This is a genomic window from Actinoplanes sp. NPDC000266 (assembly GCF_042899005.1).
In the GTDB taxonomy this organism is placed as follows: Bacteria; Actinomycetota; Actinomycetes; order Mycobacteriales; family Micromonosporaceae; genus Actinoplanes.
Genome location: NZ_JBIAZI010000002.1, coordinates 639410 through 664193, shown reverse-complemented (window position 1 = coordinate 664193; position 24784 = coordinate 639410). Strand labels below are relative to the sequence as shown.

Annotated in this window: 31 protein-coding genes and 2 riboswitches; of the genes, 19 read left to right on the top strand and 12 right to left on the bottom strand. The window is 71.5% G+C overall.

Annotated features, from left to right (window positions below; translation table 11 throughout):
• Positions 1 to 12: 12 nt before the first annotated feature.
• Positions 13 to 870, bottom strand: coding sequence for a hypothetical protein (locus ACFY36_RS09435; RefSeq protein ID WP_499745447.1), 858 nt, complete (start codon positions 868 to 870; stop codon positions 13 to 15).
• Between ACFY36_RS09435 and ACFY36_RS09430 the strand changes: the two genes are divergently transcribed.
• The 3 genes from ACFY36_RS09430 to ACFY36_RS09420 all read left to right on the top strand — a co-directional run bounded on the left by ACFY36_RS09430 (position 869) and on the right by ACFY36_RS09420 (position 2380).
• Positions 869 to 1045 (top strand): hypothetical protein, encoded by a 177-nt coding sequence (locus tag ACFY36_RS09430; protein ID WP_499745446.1) that lies wholly within the window; start codon positions 869 to 871, stop codon positions 1043 to 1045. The genes ACFY36_RS09435 and ACFY36_RS09430 overlap by 2 nt on opposite strands.
• 94 nt (positions 1046 to 1139) lie before the next feature.
• Positions 1140 to 1766, top strand: a complete 627-nt coding sequence (locus tag ACFY36_RS09425; protein WP_499745445.1) for a ClpP family protease — start codon at positions 1140 to 1142, stop codon at positions 1764 to 1766.
• Positions 1763 to 2380 (top strand): ClpP family protease, encoded by a 618-nt coding sequence (locus ACFY36_RS09420; protein WP_498688783.1) that lies wholly within the window; start codon positions 1763 to 1765, stop codon positions 2378 to 2380. The genes ACFY36_RS09425 and ACFY36_RS09420 overlap by 4 nt, the downstream gene beginning before the upstream one ends.
• Here ACFY36_RS09420 and ACFY36_RS09415 read toward each other — a convergent pair whose 3' ends face one another.
• From ACFY36_RS09415 to ACFY36_RS09395, 5 genes are all read right to left on the bottom strand, one after another.
• Entirely contained in the window at positions 2381 to 2752 is a 372-nt protein-coding gene (locus ACFY36_RS09415; protein WP_499745444.1) for a helix-turn-helix domain-containing protein, read from the bottom strand.
• A gap of 41 nt (positions 2753 to 2793) precedes the next feature.
• Positions 2794 to 3591 carry a carbon-nitrogen hydrolase family protein gene (locus tag ACFY36_RS09410; RefSeq protein ID WP_499745845.1) on the bottom strand — a complete coding sequence of 266 codons (798 nt, stop codon included), beginning with the start codon at positions 3589 to 3591 and terminating at the stop codon, positions 2794 to 2796.
• On the bottom strand, positions 3591 to 3818 hold the full coding sequence (locus tag ACFY36_RS09405; RefSeq protein WP_499745443.1) for a zinc-ribbon domain-containing protein: 228 nt from the start codon (positions 3816 to 3818) through the stop codon (positions 3591 to 3593). The genes ACFY36_RS09410 and ACFY36_RS09405 overlap by 1 nt, the downstream gene beginning before the upstream one ends.
• Before the next feature lie 23 nt (positions 3819 to 3841).
• Positions 3842 to 5299 (bottom strand): PepSY-associated TM helix domain-containing protein, encoded by a 1458-nt coding sequence (locus ACFY36_RS09400; protein WP_499745442.1) that lies wholly within the window; start codon positions 5297 to 5299, stop codon positions 3842 to 3844.
• Positions 5300 to 5381: 82 nt separating this feature from the next.
• Positions 5382 to 5960 carry a sigma-70 family RNA polymerase sigma factor gene (locus ACFY36_RS09395; protein ID WP_499745441.1) on the bottom strand — a complete coding sequence of 193 codons (579 nt, stop codon included), beginning with the start codon at positions 5958 to 5960 and terminating at the stop codon, positions 5382 to 5384.
• 123 nt (positions 5961 to 6083) lie between these two features.
• On the opposite strand from ACFY36_RS09395, the gene ACFY36_RS09390 reads away from it, so the two are divergent.
• Entirely contained in the window at positions 6084 to 6440 is a 357-nt protein-coding gene (locus tag ACFY36_RS09390) for a hypothetical protein (protein ID WP_499745440.1), read from the top strand.
• Here ACFY36_RS09390 and ACFY36_RS09385 read toward each other — a convergent pair.
• On the bottom strand, positions 6409 to 6954 hold the full coding sequence (locus tag ACFY36_RS09385) for a hypothetical protein (protein ID WP_499745439.1): 546 nt from the start codon (positions 6952 to 6954) through the stop codon (positions 6409 to 6411). The two genes, ACFY36_RS09390 and ACFY36_RS09385, sit on opposite strands and share 32 nt — an antisense overlap.
• Positions 6955 to 7057: 103 nt before the next feature.
• On the opposite strand from ACFY36_RS09385, the gene ACFY36_RS09380 reads away from it, so the two are divergent.
• The 9 genes from ACFY36_RS09380 (at position 7058) to ACFY36_RS09340 (ending at position 16664) form a co-directional block, all read left to right on the top strand.
• Positions 7058 to 9031: a bifunctional copper resistance protein CopD/cytochrome c oxidase assembly protein gene (locus ACFY36_RS09380; RefSeq protein WP_499745438.1), complete on the top strand. Its 1974-nt coding sequence runs from the start codon at positions 7058 to 7060 to the stop codon at positions 9029 to 9031.
• Positions 9032 to 9063: 32 nt separating this feature from the next.
• A complete protein-coding gene (locus tag ACFY36_RS09375) occupies positions 9064 to 9573 on the top strand; it encodes a copper chaperone PCu(A)C (protein WP_499745437.1) in 510 nt (169 codons plus the stop codon).
• A complete protein-coding gene (locus ACFY36_RS09370; protein WP_499745436.1) occupies positions 9570 to 10712 on the top strand; it encodes a Dyp-type peroxidase in 1143 nt (380 codons plus the stop codon). Before ACFY36_RS09375 ends, ACFY36_RS09370 begins: the two co-directional genes overlap by 4 nt.
• On the top strand, positions 10709 to 11242 hold the full coding sequence (locus tag ACFY36_RS09365) for a copper resistance CopC family protein (RefSeq protein WP_499745435.1): 534 nt from the start codon (positions 10709 to 10711) through the stop codon (positions 11240 to 11242). Before ACFY36_RS09370 ends, ACFY36_RS09365 begins: the two co-directional genes overlap by 4 nt.
• 595 nt (positions 11243 to 11837) lie before the next feature.
• Positions 11838 to 12581, top strand: coding sequence for a class I SAM-dependent methyltransferase (locus tag ACFY36_RS09360; protein ID WP_499745434.1), 744 nt, complete (start codon positions 11838 to 11840; stop codon positions 12579 to 12581).
• 35 nt (positions 12582 to 12616) lie between these two features.
• Positions 12617 to 12789: riboswitch (cobalamin riboswitch) on the top strand.
• A 29-nt stretch (positions 12790 to 12818) separates the two neighbouring features.
• Complete coding sequence (locus ACFY36_RS09355) at positions 12819 to 13838, top strand: ABC transporter substrate-binding protein (protein ID WP_499745433.1); 1020 nt, start codon at positions 12819 to 12821, stop codon at positions 13836 to 13838.
• A 23-nt stretch (positions 13839 to 13861) separates the two neighbouring features.
• Positions 13862 to 14827: a FecCD family ABC transporter permease gene (locus tag ACFY36_RS09350; RefSeq protein WP_499745432.1), complete on the top strand. Its 966-nt coding sequence runs from the start codon at positions 13862 to 13864 to the stop codon at positions 14825 to 14827.
• A complete protein-coding gene (locus ACFY36_RS09345; RefSeq protein WP_499745431.1) occupies positions 14824 to 15831 on the top strand; it encodes a FecCD family ABC transporter permease in 1008 nt (335 codons plus the stop codon). Before ACFY36_RS09350 ends, ACFY36_RS09345 begins: the two co-directional genes overlap by 4 nt.
• Entirely contained in the window at positions 15828 to 16664 is an 837-nt protein-coding gene (locus ACFY36_RS09340; protein WP_499745430.1) for an ABC transporter ATP-binding protein, read from the top strand. Before ACFY36_RS09345 ends, ACFY36_RS09340 begins: the two co-directional genes overlap by 4 nt.
• Here ACFY36_RS09340 and ACFY36_RS09335 read toward each other — a convergent pair.
• The 3 genes from ACFY36_RS09335 to ACFY36_RS09325 all read right to left on the bottom strand — a co-directional run bounded on the left by ACFY36_RS09335 (position 16619) and on the right by ACFY36_RS09325 (position 20716).
• Entirely contained in the window at positions 16619 to 17614 is a 996-nt protein-coding gene (locus tag ACFY36_RS09335; RefSeq protein ID WP_499745429.1) for a ribonucleotide-diphosphate reductase subunit beta, read from the bottom strand. The two genes, ACFY36_RS09340 and ACFY36_RS09335, sit on opposite strands and share 46 nt — an antisense overlap.
• Positions 17614 to 19956 carry a ribonucleoside-diphosphate reductase subunit alpha gene (locus tag ACFY36_RS09330; RefSeq protein ID WP_499745428.1) on the bottom strand — a complete coding sequence of 781 codons (2343 nt, stop codon included), beginning with the start codon at positions 19954 to 19956 and terminating at the stop codon, positions 17614 to 17616. The genes ACFY36_RS09335 and ACFY36_RS09330 overlap by 1 nt, the downstream gene beginning before the upstream one ends.
• Before the next feature lie 112 nt (positions 19957 to 20068).
• Positions 20069 to 20275, bottom strand: a riboswitch (cobalamin riboswitch).
• Between the two features lie 81 nt (positions 20276 to 20356).
• The gene (locus ACFY36_RS09325; protein ID WP_499745427.1) at positions 20357 to 20716 is read right to left on the bottom strand and encodes a hypothetical protein; all 360 of its coding nucleotides are present in this window, start codon (positions 20714 to 20716) and stop codon (positions 20357 to 20359) included.
• A 36-nt stretch (positions 20717 to 20752) separates the two neighbouring features.
• On the opposite strand from ACFY36_RS09325, the gene ACFY36_RS09320 reads away from it, so the two are divergent.
• Positions 20753 to 21178, top strand: coding sequence for a nitroreductase family protein (locus ACFY36_RS09320; protein WP_499745426.1), 426 nt, complete (start codon positions 20753 to 20755; stop codon positions 21176 to 21178).
• A 15-nt stretch (positions 21179 to 21193) separates the two neighbouring features.
• On the opposite strand, the gene ACFY36_RS09315 is transcribed toward ACFY36_RS09320, so the two are convergent.
• Together ACFY36_RS09315 and ACFY36_RS09310 are read right to left on the bottom strand one after the other, a co-directional pair.
• Positions 21194 to 21421, bottom strand: coding sequence for a hypothetical protein (locus ACFY36_RS09315; protein WP_499745425.1), 228 nt, complete (start codon positions 21419 to 21421; stop codon positions 21194 to 21196).
• Positions 21422 to 21534: 113 nt separating this feature from the next.
• Positions 21535 to 21972 (bottom strand): acyl-CoA thioesterase, encoded by a 438-nt coding sequence (locus tag ACFY36_RS09310; RefSeq protein WP_499745844.1) that lies wholly within the window; start codon positions 21970 to 21972, stop codon positions 21535 to 21537.
• Positions 21973 to 22074: 102 nt separating this feature from the next.
• Here ACFY36_RS09310 and ACFY36_RS09305 point away from each other — a divergent pair, with 102 nt between their 5' ends.
• Genes ACFY36_RS09305 through ACFY36_RS09285 form a run of 5 tightly spaced genes read left to right on the top strand, consistent with a single transcriptional unit; the run spans position 22075 to position 24758 of the window.
• On the top strand, positions 22075 to 22740 hold the full coding sequence (locus ACFY36_RS09305) for a (2Fe-2S)-binding protein (protein WP_499745424.1): 666 nt from the start codon (positions 22075 to 22077) through the stop codon (positions 22738 to 22740).
• Positions 22737 to 23120 (top strand): AraC family ligand binding domain-containing protein, encoded by a 384-nt coding sequence (locus ACFY36_RS09300; protein WP_499745423.1) that lies wholly within the window; start codon positions 22737 to 22739, stop codon positions 23118 to 23120. The genes ACFY36_RS09305 and ACFY36_RS09300 overlap by 4 nt, the downstream gene beginning before the upstream one ends.
• A gap of 11 nt (positions 23121 to 23131) precedes the next feature.
• The gene (locus tag ACFY36_RS09295) at positions 23132 to 23437 is read left to right on the top strand and encodes a hypothetical protein (RefSeq protein WP_499745422.1); all 306 of its coding nucleotides are present in this window, start codon (positions 23132 to 23134) and stop codon (positions 23435 to 23437) included.
• Positions 23438 to 23448: 11 nt separating this feature from the next.
• Positions 23449 to 23751 (top strand): GNAT family N-acetyltransferase, encoded by a 303-nt coding sequence (locus tag ACFY36_RS09290; protein WP_499745421.1) that lies wholly within the window; start codon positions 23449 to 23451, stop codon positions 23749 to 23751.
• Between the two features lie 53 nt (positions 23752 to 23804).
• Positions 23805 to 24758 carry a S1 family peptidase gene (locus ACFY36_RS09285; protein WP_499745420.1) on the top strand — a complete coding sequence of 318 codons (954 nt, stop codon included), beginning with the start codon at positions 23805 to 23807 and terminating at the stop codon, positions 24756 to 24758.
• The last annotated feature ends 26 nt before the right edge of the window (positions 24759 to 24784 follow it).

The following is a 24784-nucleotide window of genomic DNA, read 5'->3' as shown; positions in this document are numbered from 1 at the left end:
AGTGAACCACGTTCAGCGCTTCCGCAACACCACGTTCAGATGCCGCCGGGCCTCGTCCCGGGCGGCCGGCATCGCGGCCCAGCCCTCGGCCACCGCCGCCAACTCGTCCCGATGACGCTCGGCGAACGCCCTCGTGGCGGCGGCGATCACCTTGGACACCATGGCCGCGCCCGCCCGGCGGCACTTCCCGTCCGCGGCGGCGATCTTCTTCTCGTACGCCACCAGGTCGCCCCACGCCCGCCCACGAACCCGGTATCCCCGCTCCACCTGCTCATGGGCGTCCCGCAAGCTCGCGGCCGGCGTTCCCGCGGCGGCCATGCACCGGCCATAGGCGGCGCTCAACCGGAGCGCGTGCTCGTCGCGGACCGGCGCGAACTCCCAGTAGAACTTCTCCATCAGGGTCAGCTGCCCGGCGGGCTTGTGCAGATAGTCCAGCGGCGCCGCCTCCACTTCGCAGTCGTTGAACTCGTCGATCCAGCCGGGGCCGGGCGGAGCCGGCGCCGGTCTCGCCGCCTGTTCGGCGTTCCTGGCGTGCTCTCGAGCCACCCCGAAGTCGGCCAGCGGCGGCCAGAACAGAACCTCCAGATCCATGTCGTGCTGCTCCATCGGAACGACCGGCCAATCCCAGTCGGTGTCGTGGTGGTCGAGGTCCTTGCGCCAGGCGCACTCGGCGATCACCGCCCGGACGACGTATTCCTCCAGCTCCTGGGCCGCCGTTCTCTGCTCCGGCGTGCCGTAGAGCCGGCCGACGGTCTCCGCGACCACCTCCGGACCGACCGCCGCGCTCGCCGCGTCCGGGCCGCCGCCACCCAGCCCGGCCACGATCGCCAGCGCCCCGGCGACGGCCGTGCCCACCCGTGTCCTGATCATGTCGACTCCCTCCGGCGCACACCGAACCCAACGCCGCCCACCAGGCTGCGGACGTGGCGGAAGCGACGATCTCGACGGCGGTACGGCGCGGCCCGTGGGCGCCGCCAGCGTCGTCATGGTCCTGGTCCTGGTCACCCCGCCGGGGTGGGAGATCTTCGACTGGTACGACTCCTGACCTCATCTGCTAATGGCAGATCGGCTTGGTGATCGGGCTTCGCGGCTCCCATGGTGGGTCCAGCGAGTGGAAGCACGAGAGCTGGGAGACAAGCATGCGATCTGCTGCTGGAGACACCCCGTGGACCGCGGGGAGCATCGACGATCAGGTGGCCGCCCGGCTGCTGCATCAGCGCATCATCGTGTTGGGGTCGGAGGTCGACGACCAGATCGCGAACCGGTTGTGCGGGCAGCTGCTGCTGCTGTCGGCCGAGGATCCGCGGGGCGTCATCAGTCTGTACATCAACTCGCCAGGTGGGTCGGTCAGCGCGGGGCTGGCCATCTTCGACACCATGCGGCTCATTCCGAACGACGTCAGCACCCTCGCCCTGGGCCTGGCCGGGAGCATGGGGCAGTTCCTGCTCACGGCGGGCACGCCGGGCAAGCGGTTCGCCCTGCCGCACGCCCAGGTGCTGATGCATCAGGGATCGGCCGGGTTCGGCGGTACGGCGGCCGACGTGGAGATCTACGCCGAGCAGCTGGAGCGGGTCGGTGCCACCCTCCTGCGGCTGACGGCCGAGCACACCGGGCAGCCGATCGAGACGGTGGAGCGGGACAGCCGCCGCGATCGCTGGTTCACGGCTCAGGAGGCGCTCGAGTACGGGCTCATCGATCACATCCTGGACAGCGTCGACGACGTACGCCCGGCCCTGTCCCGTCAGCCGATGGGGTTGAGCGCATGAGCCAGTACACGATTCCCACCGTGGTCGAGAAAACCCCGAACGGCGAGCGGGCGTACGACATCTATTCGCGCCTGCTGTCCGACCGGATCATCTTCCTGGGCACCGAGATCGACGACGGCGTGGCCAACGTGGTGATCGCCCAGCTGATCCACCTCGAATCGGCGGGGGAGCAGGAGATCGGGCTCTACATCAACTCGCCCGGTGGCTCGTTCAGCGCGCTGACCGCGATCTACGACACGATGCATTTCGTACGCTGTGACATCGCCACCATATGCGTCGGGCAGGCATCCTCGGCCGCGGCGGCCCTGCTCGCGGCGGGCACCCCGGGACGGCGGTCGGTGCTGCCGCACGCCAAGGTGACCCTGCACCAGCCGTCGAGCCAGGCCCGGGGAACGCTGCCCGACCTGGCGGTGGAGGCCAAGGAGGTGGCGCGGGTGCGGGCCGAGATGGACGCGATCCTGGGCCGGCACACGGGCCACTCGGTCGAGAAGATCAGAGCGGACACCGACCGGAGCATGACGCTGTCGGCCGCCGACGCGGTCGCCTACGGCCTGGCCGACCGGGTGATCACCAGCCGCCCCGAGCGGGCTTATCGCCTGTCCGCGGCGAGCTGATCAGGCCGCCAGCAGCATGACGTCGCCGGAGCGGTGGGGCGGTGCGGCGGGCCGGCGCATCGGGGGCGCCACGGGGGCGACCGGTGCGATCGGCGCGACCGGCCGCAGGCGGAGGACCGGGGCGCGGTGCTCGACGAGCTCGCGCCCCACCTCGGCCAGCAGGTCGGACAGCTCGACGCGCAGCGCGTCGCAGACGGCGGCCAGGATCTCGGAGCTGGGCTCCTTGCGGCCACGCTCCACCTCGGACAGATATTGCACCGAGACGGCGGCCTCCCGGGCCACCTCGGCCAGCGTCCGCTCCTGCTCCAGCCGGTGGCGGCGCAACACCCGGCCGACCAGCGTGCGCAACAGGGGACGTGACCTGTCCGTCATGGCGTCACCGTACCCAGCCCCGGCGCCCGGGCGATACCCGTTCAGCCCGCAGCGTAGAGGCCGGGGTGATAGGTCAGCGACACCACGTCCCGGCGGCGCTGGCCGAGATACCAGTCCGCCGTCCGGGCCAGGTCGATCGTCTGCCGGAGCAGGCCGGGCCGGCCGGCGGGCAGCTCGGCCAGCACCTCGCCCCGGGGCGACACCACCATGCTCGGGCAGTGCTGGGCGGGATCGGGGATGTTCGCCGAGACGAGGTGGCGCTGGTTCTCGGCGGCCCGGCTCACCAGGTGGCTGCGCCAAACCCCTTCGGGTTCCCGGGGGTTGGCGGCGTTGGTCAGGTAGACGAACAGCTGAGCCCCGGCGGCGGCCAGATGCTGCCACTGCTCAGGGAAACGGATCTCGCGGCACAGCTGCACGCCCGCCGTGACAGCGCCGTCCGGATGCGGGACCTCGATCGTCGGCAGGCTGTCGCCGGGCGTCAGCGGGCCACGCTCGTTCATGGCCAGGTTGATCTTCCGGTAGGTCGCGGGTCCGCCGCCGTCCGGGGAGAAGAAGAGGCCGGCGTTGCACCATCCGCCGCCGGACGGCAGCAGCGAGCCGCAGAAGACGTACACCCTCTTGCGCGTGACGAGCCGCGCCACCTGGGCGACGGCACCGGTCACCACGGCCGGGTCCAGCGCGGCGAGCGGTGTCAGATCCTCGCCGTAGCCCGACAGCATGCCCTCGGGGAGGACGACCACATCACCGGGCCGCGTCTCGCCCAGGACGTCGCGCACGGTGGTCAGGTTGGCCTCGACGTCCCAGACGGCCGGGACCTGGGCGACCACGATCGGCATCATCAAGCCGCGACCAGCTCCTCGCGGGCGGCGCCGCGGAAACGGCCGCAATGGGTGCAGGTCACGAAGTGGCGGGCCGGGCGGACCGGGAACAGCGGCACGAAGAACAGGCTGAACTTCGTCGTGCGCCGGACGAGGGTCTGCGCCGCCGTGGCGCCGCAGACCTCGCACCGGCCCAGCCGTGAACCGAGGATGGTGTCCTTGCTACGGATTCCGAAGATGAACAGCACCCCACCAACAGTACGGGGGAGTGTCAGCCCCCGCTCGCGGCCGATTTCGCCGGGGTCTCGGCCCCCGCCGGCGCCGGCGAGACCGGGACCGGCGGTGTCTTCCGGCGGCGGCCCTGGAAGGCGCCGACCGCGACGTCGATGAGCAGGAACGCGGCCAGGGGGATGCCGAACAGCGGCACCACCCAGCCGAGGGCGATGACCAGCGGTACGCCCACGACGATGCCCCACGAGGGGATCTGCTGCCAGGCGCCACGGGCGCCGAGGGGCGCGCCGGTGATCGCCCGGCGGTCGGCCCGGGTCGGGCGGCGCTGCCACCACATGCGGTAGCCCCAGACGATGACGCAGAGCAGGCCGATCGCGAGGGCGGCCAGCAAAATCTGGTTGGGCAGCCCGAACAGCAGTCCCATGTGGGCGTTGACGCCCCACGACGTGAGCTTGGCCGTCAGCGGCCAGTCGGCGAAGTCCACCCGGTCGGTCACCTGGCCCGTGGCGGCGTCGACGGCGACGCTGTCCGCGCGGACCGGCCAGAGGCTGTCGTCCTGGCTCACCTTCCAGGCCGCGGCGGCGTCGCCCGGGACGATCACCTCGACCGGCCCGTCGAGGCCGTTGTCGCGGGCGGTTTTCAGCACCCCGTCGATCGCGGCCGGGTCGGCCGTCGTGGGGCCCGTGGCGCCGCCGCTGCTGTGGTGGCCGCCGGAGGGCTCGGGCGCGGCGCCGGTGAGGTCGGTGCTCACCGCGGGGCGGCTCCCGTTCATCGCGTCGAGGGCCTCGCCGAAGTTGCCGCCGGCGTAGCGGGACCAGGTCAGGCCGGTGATCGACAGGATCAGGAGGCCGACTGAGAGCCATACGCCGGTGGCCGCGTGCCAGCCTCGGGTCCGGCGCACGCCCTTCTTGGCCGCCAGGTCAGGGGCCAGGAGCTTGCGGGCTGTACGGTTCCCGCGCTGCCGCCGCCACCACAGCAGCAGGCCGCCGATCGTGATGACGCCGAGCCAGCTCGCCGCGAGCTCCGAATAATGCCGTCCGACGACGCCCAGGTTGAGGTTGCGGTGCATGTCGTCGAGCCAGGTCCGTACGGGCGTATAGGAGAACCAGGTCGTCAGCTGCCCGGTGACCTCGCCGCTGTACGGGTTCACGTACGCCGTCCGCGCGTGCTCCTCGTCCAGCGACGGCAGCGCGAAGTCGACCTGCGTCGTGGCCGAGCCCTCGCCCGGCCGCAGCGAGAGGAGAGTGCCGTCCGGCACCGCCGCCTGGGCCGCCGCGATCTGCTCGGCCAGCGGCTTGGTGGCGCCGCCCGGCTTGTCGACCACCAGCTCGTCCGCGTAGACGACGCGGTCGAGCTGGGGCGTGAAGACGTACGCGAGACCGGTCAGCGCGGCGACCAGCAGGAAGGGGGCGACCAGGATGCCGGCGTAGAAGTGCAGGCGCAGCAGCAGAGGACCGAAGGATAAAGCGGGGCGTGAAGGCGGCGCGGCGGTGGACATCTGTTCTCCGTCACAGTCGTCGGGGGAAGGCACTCGCAGCGTTGGTCGTCCATCGCCGCCGACTGGTTCCCGTCGATGTGCCTCAGCCCACGGCGGCCTTCCGGCCGTGGCCGAGGTCGCGCATCGCGGTGACCAGATCCTCACGGGCCCGGGCCACCCGGGAGCGGATCGTGCCGACCGGGCAGTCGCAGATCTCGGCCGCCTCGGCGTACGACAGCCCGGCGATCTGCGTCATCAGGAACGCGTCGCGGCGGTCCTCGGCCAGCCCGCGCAGCAGGTCGGTGAGCGCGTGATGCTCCTCGAACCGGGAACGGCCGTGTGGGTCGGCGATCTCGGCGTGACTCTGCCAGTCCGGCAGCGCCGCCGTCCGGGGCCGCCGGGTCGCGTACCGGACCTGGTCGGCCGCGACCCGCCGGGCGATCGCGAACAGCCACGTGCGTACCGACGACCGTCCGGCGAAGCCGGGCAGAGCCCGTACGGCCCGCAGATAGGTCTCCTGGGTCAGATCCTCCACCTCGCCCGGCGAGGCCAGGGGATGGAGGAACCGCGCCACGTCGCCCTGTGTCGCGCGGATCAGCTCGGTCAGCGCCGACCGGTCGCCGCGCGCGGCGTCGTGGGCGAGCAGGGTCAGCGCGTCCGCGTGCTCCTCGGAGGGGGTCACGTGGATGAGTCGCTGGAGAAGCGGGGAAAGTTCCCGGGTCACCCGATCGTTTGATGCCGGGAACCGGCGGCCCGTCCCGGGCGACCAACGGGCCGGTCCACGCCGATGAGGAGATCGACTTTGTTGCCTGACCTTTCCGAGTACCGGTTGCACCGCACCGTCGCGGACGCGCCCTTCGAGGGCGTTCCGGTGCCCGGCCTGTCGGCCGAGTTCTACCGCCGCGCCGACGGTGAGCGGGTGGCGACCGTCGGCCGTTACTCGTTCGGCGGCCGTGAGCTGCTGATGGCCTGGGGATACGCCGACGAGGAGCACTGCCGGCACTCGGCCGTGCACGACAGCGCCTCGGGTGGCTGGCATCGCGCCACCGATGGCTGCCCCACCGTGCGGGTGGAGCGGGCCGGTGACGAGGTGGTCGGCCTGGCCGTGCGGACCCCCGCCGGGGAGTGGCTCACCGCAGGCGCAGCGGCACCTCGAAGCTAGCGGCGCCCGTCTCGAGGTCGGCCCGCACCGAGAGGGTGGCGCTGTCGCCGGTCAGCGGCGCGGTGGCGATGGCCAGGCGGTCGCCCAGCGGCTGGACGGCCACGGGCACGCTCCGGCCGGCGCCGTCGACGGCGGTGACGGACCATCGGCGTACGGCCTCGGTGCCCTCATCGACGCAGAGGTGGAACAGCGTCGCCGACTCGGGCCGCACCCGCAACGTGCTGTCACCGTCGGAGGAAACCAGGGACTTGCGGGCGGGGCACGGGCTCGCGTCGGCGGCGTGCGCCATGGGCACACCGGCGAAGAGGACGACGGCGGCCGCGATCCAGGCGATGGCGGCGAGCGACATGCCGATGATCACGCCGCGCAGCGAACGGGCGCGCTCGGCGATGCGGCGCCGGGCGCCCACGGTCAGATCGCCGCCCTGATGCCGCAGGACCACCGGGGACCGTCCGCCCGCGGCACGGCGCAGGCAGGCCCGGCCGGTGCCGGTCTTCGAAGCCTCGTCAGCCATGCCTCACCGCCATCGTTGGAGAACTTGGAACTGTAGAGGAAGTCGTCCAGGCCGTCGCCGAAGTTCCCGGGAACCGGGAGGCCCCCGACCACGACCATCTTGCGTGCGTACGGATGTTCGGGTCGTTCCGCTGGTTCTCGGGCCGGCCGTGTTTGTGCTGGTAGGCGCCCTGCTGTTCGGCCGGGCGGTGGACGATTCGGTGCTGGTGGGCATTCCTAGCCCGGGCCCGGTCACCGAGTGGGCGCTGCCGTCGGTCACCTTCGTGGCGGCCGCGCTCGGCGTTCTGGTGGCCGGGATCACGATGACGGCGGCCTTCCTGCTGCCCGGCGACGGACCCAGCGTGGCCGCGCACGGCTGGCTGCTGCTGCGGCGGGCCTCGTGGCTGGCCGCCGGGTGGGCGCTCGCCTCGCTGGCCCTGATCGTGCTGACCGTTTCGGACGTGCTCGCCGTGCCGGTGGGCCGGCTCAGCTCGCACGCCGTGGTCAGCTTCGCCTTCTCGATCGGCCAGGGTCAGGCGCTCCTGGTGCAGGCCGGGCTGGCCCTGGCCGTGGTGGTGCTGAGCCGGGCCGGGGTCTCGCGCGGGCTCGCCTTCGTCACCGCCGCCGCGGCGTCGGCGGCGTTGCTGCCGCCCGCGTTCACCGGCCACGCGGCCTCGGCCGGCAACCACCAGATCGCGGTGACCAGCCTCGCCCTGCACGTGCTGGCCGCCTCGCTGTGGATCGGCGGACTGGCCGGGCTGCTGATGGTCCGCCGCGTCCGCCGCTTCCCGGAGACCGCCTCCCGGTACAGCCGGCTCGCCCTGGCCTGCTTCGTGGCCACGGGCGTCAGCGGGGTGGTCAACGCGGCCGTACGGCTCGGCGGGCTGTCGCCGCTCTGTACGACCCGCTACGGCGTACTCGTGCTGCTGAAGGTCCTGGCCCTGGCCGTGGTGGGCCTGATCGGGGCGCGGCATCGCACGCGGGCCCTGCCGGCGCTCGCGGAGGGGAGGCCGGGCGCGTTCCTGAGGCTGGCCGTGGGGGAGCTGGCCGTGCTCGGCGCGGCGGTCGGGCTGGCCGTGGCGCTGTCGCGGTCGCCGGCGCCCGACGCCGTGGCCGAACCGGACCCGCTGGTCGAGCTGCTGGGCTTCGGCATGCCGGCGCCGGCCACCGCGCTGCGGATGCTCGGCGATCCGCTGCCGGACATGTTCTTCCTGACGATCGCCCTGGCCGGGATCGGCTTCTATCTGGCCGGTGTCGTACGCCTGCGCCGGGCCGGGCACGCCTGGCCGGTGGCCCGCACGGCGAGCTGGACCGGCGGCCTGCTGGTGCTCGCGGCGATCACCGGCCTAGGGGTCGTCCGGTACTCGTACGTCCTGTTCAGCGTGCACATGGTCCAGCACATGGTGCTCTCGATGGTGGTGCCGATCCTGCTGGTCGGCGGGGCGCCGGTCACGCTGGCCCTGCGCGCGCTCCGGCGCCCCTCGGATCCGCAGGTCCGTGGCGCGCGGGAGTGGCTGCTGATCGCGCTGCACAGCCGGTGCGCGCGGTTCCTCAGCCACCCGGTCGTCGCTCTGACGATCTACGTCGCGAGTCTGTACGGGCTGTACTTCGGCGGGCTGCTCGGCACCCTGATGCGCTACCACCTGGGTCATCTGGCCATGCTGATCCACTTCGTGCTGGCCGGCTACCTGCTGTTCTGGGTGCTCATCGGCGTCGACCCGGGCCGTCGGCGCGTGCATCCGGCGCTGCTGACGCTGGTGCACTTCCTGGCGATGGTGTCGCACGCGTTCTTCGGTTTCGTGCTGCTCCAGGCCACGACCGTCATCGGGCTGGACTGGTACAGCGCCGTCCACCCGCCGTGGGCCGCGTCGATGATGGCCGACCAGCGCCTCGGGGCCGGGCTGGCCTGGGCGTTCGGCGAGCTGCCGTCCGCCGTGATCATGCTGCTGCTGGTCCGGCAGTGGATCCGCAGCGACGAGCGGGAGCAGGCCCGCCTCGACCGGGCGGCCGACCGGGCCGACGCCTCCGGGGAGGAGGACGACCTGGCCCGCTACAACGCCTTTCTGGCCGGGAACTCCAGCGGCCCCGTGTCCGACTAAGAGCGCAAGGCCCCTCATACAGGAAGATAAACATGCAAACCATCGCTCGTCGTTCGTTTGTCACAGCGGCCGCTCTCGTCGCCGCCACGCTGGCCGGTTGCGGTTCCACTTCGGACGCCTCGGCCCCGGCCGCCGCCACCCTGACCGTCAAGGACCCGTGGGTGAAGGCCGTCGACAAGGGCATGACCGCCGCGTTCGGCACCCTCGTCAACGACACCGGCCAGGACGTGACCGTGGTCAAGGCGGCCACCTCGATCTCGCCGATGGAGCTGCACGAGATGGCGATGCAGGACGGCAAGATGGTGATGCGGCCCAAGGAGGGCGGTTTCGTCGTCAAGGCCGGGGGCACCCACGAGCTCGCGCCCGGCGGCGACCACCTGATGATCATGGACCCGTCGGCCCCGATCAAGCCCGGCGACGAGCTCCGGTTCACGCTGACCCTCGGCGACGGCGGCACCGTCCAGTTCACCGCGGTCGCCAAGCCGTTCACCGGAGCCGGGGAGAGCTACGCCCCCAGCGCCGCTCCGATGGCGGGCATGTGAAGTTCCGCCGTCGTCATCTGCTCGCCGGTGGCGCGCTGGCCGGCGCCGGCGCCACCGCGGGCCTCCTCGCGGCCCGCGGGGAGCCGGCCGCCGTCGCGGCTGCGGGGGACGTGGTTCCCTTCCACGGGGTACGCCAGGCCGGTGTGACCACGGAGCCGCCGGCGCACGCCTCGTTCGTCGCCTTCACCCTGCCCGCCGGCACCGACCGGCGGGCCCTGGGCCGGATGATGCGGCTGCTCTCGGACGACGCGCGCCGGCTCACCCGGGGCGAGCCGGCCCTCGGCGACACCGACGCCCAGCTCGCCGTGCTGCCGGCCCGCCTGACGATCACCTTCGGCTTCGGGCCCGGGCTCTACCGCGCCGCCGGGCTCCCGTCGCCGGTAAAGGACCTGCCGAAGTTCGCCATCGACCGGCTGGAGGCGAGATGGTCGGGCGGGGATCTGCTGCTCCAGATCTGCGCCGACGACCCGCTCACCGTCGCCCACGCCCAGCGCATGCTCGTCAAGGACGCCCGCCCGTTCGGGGCGGTCCGGTGGGCGCAGATCGGATTCCGGCGCGCTCCAGGCGTACAGAAACCTGGTTTCACCCAGCGCAACGTCCTCGGCCAGCTGGACGGCACGGCGAACCCGACCGGCGACGCCATGGACACCGCCGTGTGGCGGCCGGACGGCGGCACGACGCTGGTCGTCCGGCGGATCCGGGCCGAGATCGAGAAGTGGGACCTGCTGAGCGTCGGCGACAAGGAGAACGCCGTCGGCCGCAGGATGGTCAGCGGGGCGCCCTTCACGGGAGTGAGGGAGCACGACGAGCCCGACTTCGCCGCGCTGGACACGACGGGCCTGCCGGTCATGCCGGACTTCGCCCACGTGACCCGGGCCCACGTCACCGATCCGGCGCTGAAGATCCTGCGCCGGCCGTACAACTACGACGGCGCCCCGAACGCGGCCGGCCACCCCGACAGCGGCCTGATCTTCGCCGCGTACCAGGGCGACATCGAGCGGCAGTACCTGCCCATCCAGCAGCGCCTGGCCGAGAAGGACCTGCTCAACGAATGGATAACACCGATCGGCTCGGCGGTCTTCGCGGTGCCACCGGGCTGCGCCGAGGGCGGCTGGATCGGCGAGGGAGTGCTCACATGACGTACGTGGGAAAGGTCTTGCTGGGTCTGGCGGCGCTGCTGGCCGTGCTGGTGCCCGGCACGCCGGCGTGGGCGCACACCCAGCTGGTGGCAACGACGCCGGCCAAGGACGCAGTGCTGACGAGGGCGCCGGGGGCGATCACGCTGGAGTTCAGCCAGCGCCTCAACCCGGACTTCACCACGATCGCCCTCAGCGACGCGGCCCGCCGGCGGGTCGACGCCTCCAGCCCGGCCATCGACACGGCGAAGGGAACGATCCTCCCTCGCGAACCCTTGGCCAACGGCACGTACACGGTCGCCTACCGGGTGGTGTCGGTCGACGGCCACACGGTCCAGGGCTCATACGTCTTCACCGTCGACGACCCGGCGCTGCCCAAGGCCGCCCCGGCGACCACCACCACGCCACCCGCGGACTCCGGCGGCATCCCCATCGGCGTCGTGATCGGCCTGGCCGCCCTGGGCTTGGCGCTCGCCGGAGCCGCGGCCTACTTGTTCGTCACCACGAAGCGCCGTTCGTCCGCCCCCACCTGACCTCGACCCCTCGCACACCGGGTGACAGCCTTGAGTAATCCGGAAGCCAGAACAGGAACGTCATTCGCGCCAGCAAGCTACGTATGTTCTTCGATTCGCCGAGCCATGCGGGATCAGCGTGCTAGTCAGAGACGTGACTGATGACGAGAAAGCCGACGGCATTCGCAAAGCCTTCGACGAAAGTGTGGAGACGTACCAGAGGTGTCAGCGCGAGTTCAGGCGCACTGGTAATGAGCACTACTCGGCGGCGGAGAGGCAACGAAGGCGTACAACGGAGCCGTCGGCAAACTACTCGACGCCGTCGAACCGGAATCGCACGGCGAGAATTAGAGCCTCTTGGCGAGGCGCCGTTCGGGTCGAATCCGACCAAGAGCATTTCGCTGAAGTGCTCGATGATCGCGGCTTCCAGGTCCCCTCACGAATGCCTTGAGCGGTCGAGCGCCTGCATCTCAAGGCCGACCAGCGCCGAGCAGCCGCTCTTGTTGTGGTCTCGGCGAGGCGTTCGAAGGAGTTCGCTGTCGCGTGCTGGGCGGAAGGTTTGTCGTTCGGCGCACAGTGGGGCGTGTGGGTGTGCGGGCGCTGGCAGGATGGCTGCATGATCGACTTGCTGCGCCGCTGGGATGACCAGCAGAGCGTCTACATCGAGCAGCGTGACCGCGTGTACGACGTGATGTTCGACGTGCTCGCGCGGGTTCGGCCGGAGCCGGAACTGACCGTGCTCGATCTCGCCTGTGGGCCCGGGGCGATCAGCCAGCGGTTCCTGAGCCGCTTCCCGCTGGGGCGCTCGGTTGCCGTCGACGTCGACCCGGTGCTGCTCGCGGTCGGCGAAGGTGCGCTCGGTGACCAGGGTGGGCGGCTCCGGTGGGTGCGGGCCGACCTGCGTGATCCGTCCTGGCCGGAGGCGCTCGGTGCCGGCTCGTTCGACGCCGTGCTCTCCAGCACGGCTCTGCACTGGCTGTCGCCGGCCGATCTGGCCGGGGTCTACCGGGCCGCGGCGGGGCTGCTGCGCGACGGCGGGGTGCTGATCAACGCCGACTACATGCCGCTGCCGGCCGGTGGGCGGCTGCGGGCCGCCTGCGTGGCGATCGACGAGGCCCGGCAGCGGGCCGCGATCGAGGGCGGCGCCGACTCGTGGGCGGACTGGTGGGCCGCCGCCGGGGAACGGCCGGAGCTGGCTCAGGCGCTCGAGGAGCGGCGCGAACTGTGGCCGGAGGGTTCCCGCGAGTGGACCGGTGCTTCGCTGGAGTTCCAGACGGCCGCGCTGACCGAGGCCGGTTTCGCCGAGGCCGGCGTCGTCTGGCAGGACCTGGAGGAGCGGGTGCTGGCCGCGATCCGCTGACCCGCGCCCCGGATGATCATGGCGCGGCGGGGCGGCTATGGTGGTCGGGCCGTGGTGTTCGGGAAGCCGGTGTGAGACCGGCGCGGCCCTCGCCACTGTGAACGGGATGCCGGAGGCCACCGCGAGGTCACTGGGCGTGAGCCTGGGAAGGCCGGCCGCCGGAGCGCCACCCGTCAGCCAGGAGACCGGCCACGGCACCGCAACGACCCGTCCACGAGGTGCTGGAAGGTGGTCCCGATGCGCGTGCGCGCTTCACGGTCCCCTCTGTCCTGGCTCGCTGCCGTTCTGGCCGCGGGTCTCCTAGCCGGCTGTGGCGGCGCGTCCGAAGCTTCGGACAAGCCGGCCACCGCTTCGCTCCAGAACTGCGGCGTCGCCGTGCCCACCGGCACCCCGCCGGCGCGCATCTTCGCCGCTTTCCACAACGGCATCGAGGCCGTGTACGCGCTCGGCGCCGGCGACAAGCTGGTCGGCGCCGCCTACCTCGACAATCCCCTGCTCCCCGAATACGCCTCGCAGTTCACAACGGCCTACTACCCCGAGGAGTACCCGAGCCGCGAGGAGGTCCTGCGGCTCGATCCGGACTTCGTCGTCTCCGGCTTCACCGGCGCGTTCACCGCCGAGGGCCTCGGGACGCGGGCCGAGCTGAACAAGATCGGCATCGGGTCGTACCTGTTCACCCAGTACTGCCCGTCGGCCGACGGCAAGGACCAGAAGGACCTGGCCGACAACGACGTCTCGCTCGACAGCGTCTACGGCGACCTCACCGATCTGGGCCGGGTCCTCGGCCGTACGGCCGAAGCGCGGGCCCTGGTCGAGAAGATGAGGAAAACCGTCGCCGACACCGAGAGCAGGCTGGCCGGGGTGACGAAGCCCCGGGTCGCCATGCTCAACCGGCCCGGCGGCGGCGAGCTGCGCGTCTTCGGCAGTGGGGACGTCGCCACCACCATCATCGAGAAGGCCGGCGGCACGCAGGCGTTCGGCGACGTGCCCGGCCGGCTCACCCGGGTCGGCACCGAGGAGCTCATCAAGCGCAGGCCCGACGTGATCGTCGTGCCGGCCTGCTGCGGCGCCGACGTCGGCCCGTCCGGGGCCCAGGAGGTCATCGACGGGCTCAGGAAGGACCCGGCTCTGGCCAACGTGCCCGCGGTGCGCGACGGCCGGATCTACGCCGTCACCTTTGCCGAGGTCACCCCGGGCGTACGGAACGCCGACGCCGTCGCGAACCTGGCGAAACTGCTGCACCCGGAGAAGTTCTGAGCCGGCGCGCCCTGGGCCTGGCCGTGGCCGTCGCCGTGCTGGCGGCGGCCACAGCCGGTTCCGTGCTGCTCGGCAACCAGACCATTGGCGTACGGGCGGCGCTCGGCACCTGGACGCACCCGGACGGCTCGGACGTGCAGCGGATCGTGGAGTACCTGCGGGTGCCGCGCACCCTGGTCGGCCTGCTGGCGGGGGCCGCGCTCGGCGTCTCCGGCGTGCTGCTCCAGGGGCTGACCCGCAACGCGCTGGCCGGCCCCGAGGTGCTGGGCGTGAACGCCGGCGCGGCGCTGGCCGTGGTCCTCGGCATCGCGGTCTTCGGGGTGCACAGCTTCGGCGGCTGGGTCTGGTTCTCCTTCGCCGGCGCCGCGCTGGCCGGCGCTGGGGTCTACGCCCTCGGCTCGTACGGACGGGGTGGCGCCACGCCGGTCAAACTGGCGCTCGCCGGGGCCGCCGCCACCGCGTTCCTGGGCGGCCTGACCACCGCTCTCACGCTGCTCGACATCAACACCTTCAACGCCTACCGGTACTGGTCGGTCGGCGCTTTGACCTCGGCCGACGTCTCGGTGATCCGGATCGCGCTGCCCTTCCTGGCCGTGGGCGCCGTGCTGGCCGTCGTGTCGGCGCGGGCGCTGGACGCGCTGGCCCTGGGCGACGACATGGCCCGCTCGCTCGGACAGGGCCTGCTCGTGGGCCGGGCCACGGCCGCCCTGGCCGCCGTCGTGCTCACGGGAACGGCCGTGGCGCTGGCCGGGCCGATCGCGTTCGTCGGGCTGACCGTGCCGCACATGGCGCGGGCGCTGGTCGGCCCCGCGCACCGATGGCTGCTGCCGTACGCGGCCGTCCTGGCCCCGATCGTGCTGCTGGCGGCCGACGTGCTCGGCCGCGTGGTCGCGAGGCCGCAGGAGCTCCAGGCCGGGATCGTCACCGCGATCGCCGGGGCGCCGTTCTTCGTGGCGCTGGTGCGCCGGCGGAAGCTGGCCGAGCTGTGACCCGGGTGGACCGGCGCGCCGTCGTCGTCACGGTCGCCGCGCTGCTGGTGGCGCTGTCGGCGCTGCTCGTCTCGCTGGCCCGGGGCGACTATCCGATGCCGCTGTCCGACGTGCTCACCGTGCTGGCCGGCGGTGACGGCGCGACCCGGCGCAGCGCGTACGTGGTCCTCGAACTGCGCCTGCCCCGCGCGCTCGGCGCGATCGCCGTGGGCGCCGCGTTCGGGCTCTCCGGCGCCATCGTGCAGCGGGTCGTCCGCAACCCCCTGGCCAGCCCGGACATCGTGGGCATCAACGCCGGCGCGGCCGCGGTGGCCGTGTTCCTCATCGTCGTGCTGGCGGCCGGCCCGCGGACCGTCGCCGTGGGCGCGCTGGCCGGGGCGGCGGCCACCGCGGCCGCCATCTACCTGCTGTCGCGGCGCCGCGGAGTCACCGGATATCGGCTCGTGCTGGTCGGCATCGGCGTCACCGCCATGCTCACCTCGGTGACCGCCTATCTGCTCAACACCGCGAACATCTACACCGCCGAGCAGGCGTCCATCTGGCTGACCGGCAGCCTGGCCGGCCGTTCCTGGTCGCAGGTCGCACCGGTCGTGGTCACGGTGGTGGTGCTGCTACCGGTGGCGCTGCGGCTGGCCGCGCCGTTGCGCGCCCTGGAGCTGGGCGACGACCTCGCGCTCGCGCTGGGCGTGCGGGCCGAACGGGCGCGGGCGGGGCTGCTGGTGACGGCGGTCGCGCTGGCCGCCGTGGCCACGGCGGCGGCCGGGCCGATCGCGTTCGTCGCCCTGGCCGCGCCGCAGATCGCCCGCCGCCTCGTCCGTGAGCGCGGGCTCGCCCTGGTCTCCTCGGCCGCCGTGGGCGCGGCCCTGCTGGCCCTGGCCGACCTGGCCGCCCGCCGGGTGCTGGCCCCGGCCGAATTGCCCGTGGGGGTGCTGACGACAGTGCTCGGCGCACCCTTCCTCGTCTGGCTGCTGGCCAGAGCCAACCGCATCGGGAGAACCGGATGACTGACCTGCGTACGGCCGGGCTCGGCCTGGGCTACGAAGGCCGGCCGGTCGTCACCGGCCTCGACCTCCAGGTGGCGCCGGGCCGGATCAGCGCGATCGTCGGGCCGAACGCCTGCGGCAAGTCGACGCTGCTGCGCGGGCTGGCCCGGCTGCTGCGCCCGGCGGCCGGGACGGTGCTTCTCGACGGCGCCGACATCCACCGGCTGCCGACCCGTGACGTCGCGGCCCGCATCGGCGTCCTGCCGCAGCAGCCGGTCGCGCCGGACGGGATCACCGTGGGCGACCTCGTGGCCCGGGGCCGCCACCCGCACCAGCGCTGGCTGCGCCAGTGGTCGGCGCAGGACGAGGACGCGATCGCCGCCGCCCTGGCCGCCACCGGCGTGGCCGACCTGGCCGACCGGCCGGTCGACGAGCTCTCCGGCGGCCAGCGGCAACGGGTCTGGATCGCCCTGGTGCTGGCCCAGGAGACCGGCCTGCTGCTGCTCGACGAGCCGACCACCTTCCTCGACCTGGCCCACCAGCTCGAGGTGCTCGACCTGCTGGCCGACCTCAACGCGGCCGGCCGCACGGTCGTCGCCGTGCTCCACGACCTCAACATGGCCTGCCGCTACGCCCACGAGATCGTCGCCATGCGGGCGGGCGCCGTGATCGCACAGGGCCCACCCGCCGACATCGTCGACGCTCCACTGGTCCAGAAGGTCTTCGGCGTCCGTGCCCGGGTCATCACCGACCCGACGACGGGAACCCCGCTGGTGCTGCCCGAACCTCGGCGGGCAGCACCACCCGGTCAGAAGTCGTCGTCGAAGCTGACGCTTCCGGTCACGCCGACCTGATAGGCCGAGACGCGGCGCTCGAAGAAGTTCGAGAGCTCCTGGACGTCCTGGAGTTCCATGAAGGCGAACGGGTTCCCGCTGCCGTAGCGGGGCATGATGCCCAGCGCGACCAGGCGCCGGTCGGCCACGTGCTGGAGATATTCGCGCATGTCGCCCAGCGACATTCCGGAGACGCCCTGTTCGAGCAGATCCTCGGCGAACTGCACCTCACACTCGACGGCCTCTTCGAGCATTTCGGTGACCTGCTTCTCCATGTCCGCGTCGAACAGATCGGGCTCCTCGGCGCGGACCTGGTCGACCACGTCGAACGCGAACGCCATGTGCATCGACTCGTCGCGGAAGACCCAGTTCGTACCGGAGGCGAGGCCCTGCAACACACCCCGGGAGCGCAGGAAGTAGACGTACGCGAAAGCGCCGTAGAAGAACAGCCCCTCGATGCACGCCGCGAAGCAGATGACGTTCAGCAGGAACGCGCGACGGTCCTCCTTCGTCCGGAGAGAGCGCAGCTCGTAGACCGAGTCGATCCACTTGAAGCAGAACTCGGCCTTGCGGGCGATCGACGGAATGTTCTCGACCGCCGCGAACGCCGCCGCGCGCTCGGCCAGATCAGGCACGTACGTGTCCAGCAGGTTCAGATAGAACTGGACGTGCACGGCCTCCTCGAACAGCTGCCGCGAAAGATAGAGGCGGCCTTCCGGCGAGTTGACGTGCTGATAGAGGTTCAGCACGAGGTTGTTGGCCACGATCGTGTCGCCGGTGGCGAAGAAAGCCACGAGCCGGGACACCAGATGCTGCTCGGCGGGCGACAGTTTCGCGAGGTCGGCGAGGTCGTTGTGCAGATCGACCTCCTCGACGGTCCACGTGTTCTTGATGGCGTCCTTGAACCGGTCGAAGAAGTGCGGGTACTTCATCGGCCGCAGGGTCAGGTCCATTCCGGGGTCGAGCAGCATTACTGGCAGGCCTCACAAGACTCGGGGTTCTCCAGGGAGCAGGCTTCGGCGGGCGTCAGGGAAACCGTCGCCTGCTGAATGCGCGTCGCGGGACGCGAGCGCAGGTAATACGTGGTCTTCAGCCCGGCTTTCCAGGCGTAGAGGTACATCGACGAAAGTTTGCCGATCGTCGGCGCGCTCAGAAACAGGTTCAAGGACTGCGACTGATCGATGTACGGGGCACGGGCGGCCGCCAGCTCGATCAGCGCCTTCTGCGGCAACTCCCACGCCGTACGGAAAAGCTCGCGCACCTCGCCGGGCAGCTCGGCGATGCCCTGCACCGAACCCTCCGCGCGCTTGATCTGCTCCCTCACCGGCGCCGTCCACAGACCGCGCGCCTTCAGCTCCCGTACGAGATAGGAATTGATCTGAAGGAACTCGCCGGACATCGTCTCGCGCTTGAAAAGATTGGACACCTGCGGCTCGATGCACTCGTAGCAGCCGGCGATCGACGCGATGGTCGCGGTCGGCGCGATAGCGATCATGAGCGAGTTACGCAGGCCGTGCTCGGCGATCCGGGCCTTCAGATCCGACCAGCGCTCGGCCTGCGCCGGGGTCGCGCCCCACAGCTCGTGGTGCAGATCGCCCTGCGCGGCCCGGGTCTCCGCATAGGACGGATGCGCGCCGAACCGCTCGGCCAGCGCGGCCGACGACTCCAGGGCGGTCAGGAAAATCTCTTCCTGTACGCGGGTGGACAGCTCCCGGGCCTCGACGGAGTCGAACGGCAGCCCCAGCTGGAAGAACGCGTCCTGCAGGCCCATCAGCCCGAGGCCGACCGGCCGCCAGCGCGGGTTGGACGCGGCCGCCTGCGGCGACGGGTAGTAGTTGATGTCGATGACCCGGTCCAGGAAGGTCACGGCCGTGCGCACGGTCTCGCGCAACTTCGCCCAGTCGACGGTTCCGCCCGCGATGTGCGCGCCCAGGTTGATCGAGCCGAGGTTGCAGACGGCCGTCTCGGCGTCGTCGTTGACCTCGAGGATCTCGGTGCACAGGTTCGACAGATGGATGGTGTTGCCGGGCGCGCCGGTCTGGTTGGACAGGGCGTTCGAGCGGTCCTTGAACGTCATCCAGCCGTTGCCGGTCTGTGCGAGTGTGCGCATCATCCGGCCGTACAAGTCGCGGGCCTTGACGGTCTTGACGGCTTTTTTCTCGGCCCTTCTGTACGCCTCGTCGAACGCCTCACCGAACAGGTCGGGCAGCTCCGGCGCGTCGGAGGGGTCGATCAGCGACCAGTCGCCGTCGGCCTCGACCCGGCGCATGAACTCGTCCGGGATCCAGTTGGCCAGATTCAGATTATGTGTACGTCGTGACTCCTCGCCGGTGTTGTCCCGAAGCTCCAGGAACTCCTCGACGTCGGGATGCCACGGCTCCAGATAGACGCACGCGGCGCCCTTGCGCCGGCCGCCCTGGTTGACCGCGGCGACACCGGCGTCCAGCGTCTTGAGGAACGGGACGATGCCGTTGGACTTGCCGTTGGTGCCGCGGATCAGGGCGCCCCGGCCCCGGATCCGCGACCAGGCGATGCCGATGCCCCCGGAGAACTTGGACAGCTTCGCGACCTGGTGGTAACGCTCGTAGATCGAGTCGAGCTCGTCCCGGGGCGAGTCGACCAGGAAACACGACGACATCTGCGTGTGCCGGGTGCCGGAGTTGAACAGGGTCGGCGAACTGGGCAGATAGGCCAGCGACGACATCAGGCGGTAGAAGCCGATCGCCTCGGCCGGGGTCTCGCTGAGCCCGCAGGCCACCCGCAGCAGCCAGTACTGCGGGGTCTCCACGACCAGGCGGGACTGCGGGTGGCGCAGCAGGTAGCGGTCGGCCACGGTGCGCAGGCCGAAGTATTCGAACCGCAGGTCACCGTTGAGGTCGACGGCATCGTCGAGCTTGCGGGCGTTGCGGCGCACGAAGGCGGCCGTCTCGTCGCCGATCAGGCCCTGCTGGTGGGCGTAGCGGATGGACTGGGAGAAGCTCGCCACCTCCTGGAGACGGACCTCTTTGTCCACATAGGCCGCCAGCAATCGGGCGGCCAGCTTCGAATATTGCGGCTCCTCGCCGATGAGCTCGGCCGCCGTCTGGATGGAGAGCTTGTCGAGCTCGGCGGTGGTCGCGCCGTCGTACAGGCCGCTGATGGTCTTTGTGGCGACCCGCAACGGGTCGACCTCGTCGAGGTCGCCCACCCACCGCTCGACCGCCTTGACGATCTTGTTGACGTCGACCGTCTCCAGCTCGCCGTCGCGCTTGCGGACCCGCATCACGTGCCGCCGCTGCTCCGGCACGCTGGTTCTGTCCTCGGTGACCGTCATGTCCCGCGTCTCCCTCGCCTGGGTGAAGGCACGCGGGAGACGCCGACGGCCACGGCGGGGCCGACTGGTTGGCGCCGGCCGTCCCACGCGGCCTTCGACCGCCGCACACCGGTCGGCGTGCGGCGCGCTGGCAGGTCTTCGGACTCGTGGGCGCTGTGCTCTCTCCTACCGGCCGTCGCTTCCCAGGCTCGCGCCCAGTGCTGTGTGACGGCTTTCGTTCCCACTCACCGCTGCGGGGCAGTCCCGGACTCACACCGGGTTCCCTCTTGCCTCGGGCACACCATGAAGGCGAGCCCGAACCAGCTGCGAGAGACACCATATATGGGCAGACCCCCAAAGTGACAACACCAGATGCTGTGATCAGCGTGTCGCCTCGCGGCGTCGACGGGCCGCCCGGCCCTCATCCCCGCACTTTCCCGACATCCGCCGAACCAACGGCAAGCTTGATCTCCCCGTGCGCGAACACCCGCAACGAGGGATCGAGCCACAACGTGCGCTCAGCCCGCGTCATCCCCAGTTCCCGCCCCATCCGGAGCTCGCCCAGCTCGATCCGCCGGCCCCACCGCGGCGCCCAGACGGCGAAACCATCGGGTCTCCGGTCGAGATAGCCGTGCCGCCACCGGCGTCCCGGAACCTTGATCGCCGCGGCGACCCGCACGATGCCCACCGGAGCCCGCCTGATCCGCCGCCGTTCGAGCACCACACCCAGGCTGCCGGCCACGACACCCCCGATCACCTCGCCCACCAGATCAGAGATCACCGGCCAATGATCACCGACAGGCGAGCACCGCTCATCGTGACGATCGTGACAACGCCGGCCCGCACCGTGCTGGACTTCGTGGACGCGGCCGGTGACACTTCCGTCGGAACGGCCTCCAGCAAGAGCACCCTTCGTCGACGGAGAGGTTTGCCGGGGCGTAACTACCGCGGTGAACCGGTGGCCGACGACGTTGCCGAGCGAGTGGTGAAGGTGCTGCACCGGGCGCCCAGCGCCGGCTTCAGCCAAGGGCACCGGATCGCTGTCGTCGGCAAGCCCTTCTATCTCCAGCACGGGTTCCAGCCGTGGATCTCGCAGGCGCCGGTTCAGGTGGCGCTCGGCATCCGGGAGGCCTCGTACCACGAGCGCTACACCGAGGCCGACAAGCTCGAGGCCGGCTGGGGGAGGAGATTCCCTGGCCGGAGAAGCTGGCGAGGCGGCGGTTGCCGCTCGGCGAGATGGTGACCTGGCTGCGGTGAGCTAGGGGGTGTGGGTGATACGGCCCACCGCCTCCTCCATGGCGAAGCGGCCCAGATATTCGTCGGGCTGGCCGCCCCGGCGGCGGTAGGCGTGCCATTCGTCGCCGACGCCCGCGTGCACGTAGCCGATGTCGGCGCCGTCGAGGCTGACGCTGTAGCCGCCCATCGTGCTGACGGTCAGCGTCGCTCCGGCGATCTTGCGGTTGCCCAGAGGGACTCGGCGCTCCACCTGTCCACCTCCACACTCCGGAGTCGCGTGGCTCCAGATGGTGGCCCGGTTGCGGGGTGGAAAACAACAGCCGAACGGCCGATTCGGTAACCAGGCTGCGGGGGTCGCGCCGGTCAGCTGCCGGAGGCCAGGGCGGCCCGCAACGTCAGGCGGTGCTTGCGGCGGATCTCGGCCTCGTGGAAGGCGCGGTGGTCGTCGTCGGTCTGCGGGAGCAGTGAAGGCACCTGGCGGGGCTTGCCGTCGTCGTCCACCGCGACCATCACCAGGTGGGAGGTGGCGACCGTGGTGGCCGGCACCGCCCTGTCCCAGCGGTCGGCCGTGACCTTCACCGCCACCTCCATCGAGCTGCGGCCGGCCCAGGTGATGCGGGCGGCCACGTGCACCACATCGCCGACGCGGACGGCCTGGAGGAACAACGTCTCGTCCATGGCGGCGGTGACCGCGGGGCCGTCCGAGTGGCGGGCCGCCACCACGCCGGCCACCGAGTCGATCAGGTTGAGGATGCGGCCGCCGTGGACCGTGCCCATCAAGTTGGTGTGGTGCTGATCCATGATCTGCGACAGGGTCAGTTCGGAGGCTGAAGGCGGACGGCCGGGCTGTGACACGGAAAAGAGGCTAGCCACGGCGCGGGGGCGGGTCCGTAGGGTGGGTGCGTGCCAGAGGTCGACGCCACACCCGCGCTGAGCGCGGCCGCCCGGTTCGGGGCCTACTTCGTGTGGGAGCCGTACGACGGTGGGAGCTCGTGGCGGCCGTACTCCGATCTGCTCGAACCCGAGGTGGTCGCGGAGCGGGTCGGCGCGGCCCGGGAGACGCTGGTGCGGATGTCGGGCCTGCGGCCGGACGCCATCGAGGAGCGGGTGGTCGCGTCGGTGACCTTCCTCGGGCTGGCCTCGCGGCTGCTGTCGCCCGTGCTCGGCGCGGCCGTCGCCGGTGGGGCCGTGCCCGTGCCCGATCCGGCCAAGCTCTGGTGGCGGCCGGTCGCCGGCGGGCCGGTCCCGTTCGCGCAGCGCGGCCTGACCGCCGTCGCGGGTGGGGGCGCCCTGACACTGGAGCTGGTCGAGCCGGTGCTCGACGTGTTCCGGCGCCGGTTCGTGCTCTCGGAAAAGGTGCTGTGGGGCAACGTCGCCTCGGCCCTGGGCGGGGCCGCCGGAATGACCGGGCGGGCCGAGGCCGGCGCCATCGTCGCGGCCACGCTCGAGCTGCGGCAGCTGCGGGGGATGGCCACCTGGGACGGCCGGCGCCTGCGCCGCCGCAACTGCTGCCTGTACTACCGCATTCCGGGCGGCGGGACCTGCGGCGATTGTGTGCTCGCGACATGACGGCCATCCAGCAGAAGTTCACCCTGGTCTACTTCGGGAACGACACCTTCGCGTACGCGGGCCGGCACCTGCACGAGGACACCCTGCCCGTGCACACGCACAGTTTCATCGAGGTGGCCTTCGTCATCTCGGGCAGCGGTGTGCACCACAGCGTCGACGGTCGGCGGCGCCTGGACGCCGGTGACGTCGTGCTGCTGCGGCCCGGTGTGTGGCACGGATACGAGGACTGCGACGACCTGCTCCTTTACAACCTCTGCTTCTCGGCCGAGCTGCTGCGCCGCGAGCTGAGCTGGACCCGCGACGATCCGCTGCTGGGGCACCTGCTGTGGACCGGGCCGTACGTGGAGCAGCGCCGCGGCATCGGCACCGGGGCGATCTGATCGCCCAGCTCATGCTGGCCCTGGGTCATGTCGCCCGTGCCGTCGGCGGCGACACCCGGCCCGAGGTGATCCATCCCGCGGTGGTCGAGGCGATGCGGCTCATCGAGGGGCGGCCGGCCCATCCGTGGACGCTGACCGAGCTGGCCGAGCTGCTGCATCTGGCGCCGGGTTATGTCGTACGCCTGTTCAAATCCGTGACGGGCCTGCCCCCGATGGCGCCAACTACTTCGGGCGGCGGTTCCGGGCGCACTACGGGATGCCCGCGTCCGAGTACCGGGCCCGGTTCACGCCGCGCTACCAGCTCGGGCGCCCTGTGATTGGATGAGGCATGACGTTCGTGATCACCGACGTGCCCGACAAGGAGCGGTTCGAGGCGCGTGACGAGCAGGGCGAGCTCGCCGGCCTCGTCACCTATCAGCTCAGCGGCAGCATCATCGCCTACACCCACACCGAGGTGGAGCCGCGGTACGAGGGGCACGGCCTGGGCTCGCAGCTGGCCCGCGCCGTCATGGACGACGCCCGCGCGAAAGGCCGTACGGTCGTGCCGATCTGCCCCTTCATCAGCGGCTGGCTCGAGACCCACCACGACTACGACGCGATCCTGGCCCAGCGGGGACGCCGCATAAAGTAGTGATCATCTGACGCCCGTCCGTGATTGGCGGGCCGGCCGTAGGCTCGACGCCGATGAAGACGCTATCGAGGGTCGTCGTCGCGCTCGTCGCGGCCGTGCTCGGAGCCGGCGCCGCCGGCACGCCCGCGCACGCGATCGCCGACGGCGAGACCGTCGCCAACGGGCAGTACCAGTTCGCGGTGAAGCTGACCGACCTCGGCATCCCCACCGCCGACGGCGGGCGCCGGGACAGCTCGTGCTCCGGTGGCCTGATCTCGCCGCGCTGGGTGCTGACGGCCGGCCACTGCTTCAAGGACGCCAGCGGCCGGCGGGTCTCCCGGCCGGTCGCCGAGCGCACCATCGCCACCGTGGGCCGGGCCGACCTGAAGAGCAAGGTGGGCCTGAGCGCCAACGTGATCCAGGTACGCCAGCACGGCAGCGCCGACGTGGCGCTGGCCCGGCTCGACCGCCCGATCACCGGCATCGCCCCGCTCAAGCTGAGCCGCGTCAAGCCGGCCAATGGCCAGCGGCTGCGGCTGGTCGGGTTCGGCCTCACCGACGGCGACGCGAAGCAGACCAGTCCGACGTTGCAGACCGGCCAGTTCCGGGTCACGAACGTCGACAAGGTCGAGATGGGCGTCGCCGGGGTCGCGCCGAGCAAGAGCACCAGCGCCTGCCCGCACGACTCGGGCGGCCCGTACTTCAGCGGCGGCCCCACCGGCGTGGCCACCGTGGTGGCCGTGGTCAGCCGGGGACCGACCTGCCCGCACACCGGCGCCGACACGGCGACCCGGGTGGACGCGGTCGCCGCGTGGATCCTCGGTGTCATCAAGGCCGACCTGCAGACGACACCGCCGCCCAAACCGCCGGTCAAGGCCCCGTCCAGCAGCGTCGCTGGGCCGGCGGCTCCACCCGCCGAGAACAAGAACGACAAGTTCCTCTGGCTGGCCGCGGTCCCGGTCGCCATGCTGCTCGTCGCCGGTGCCCTCTGGCTGCGGAAACCCCGACGGGGTACGCACCGCAGATAGGGATCGCCGCGCAGCGATCTCCGGCG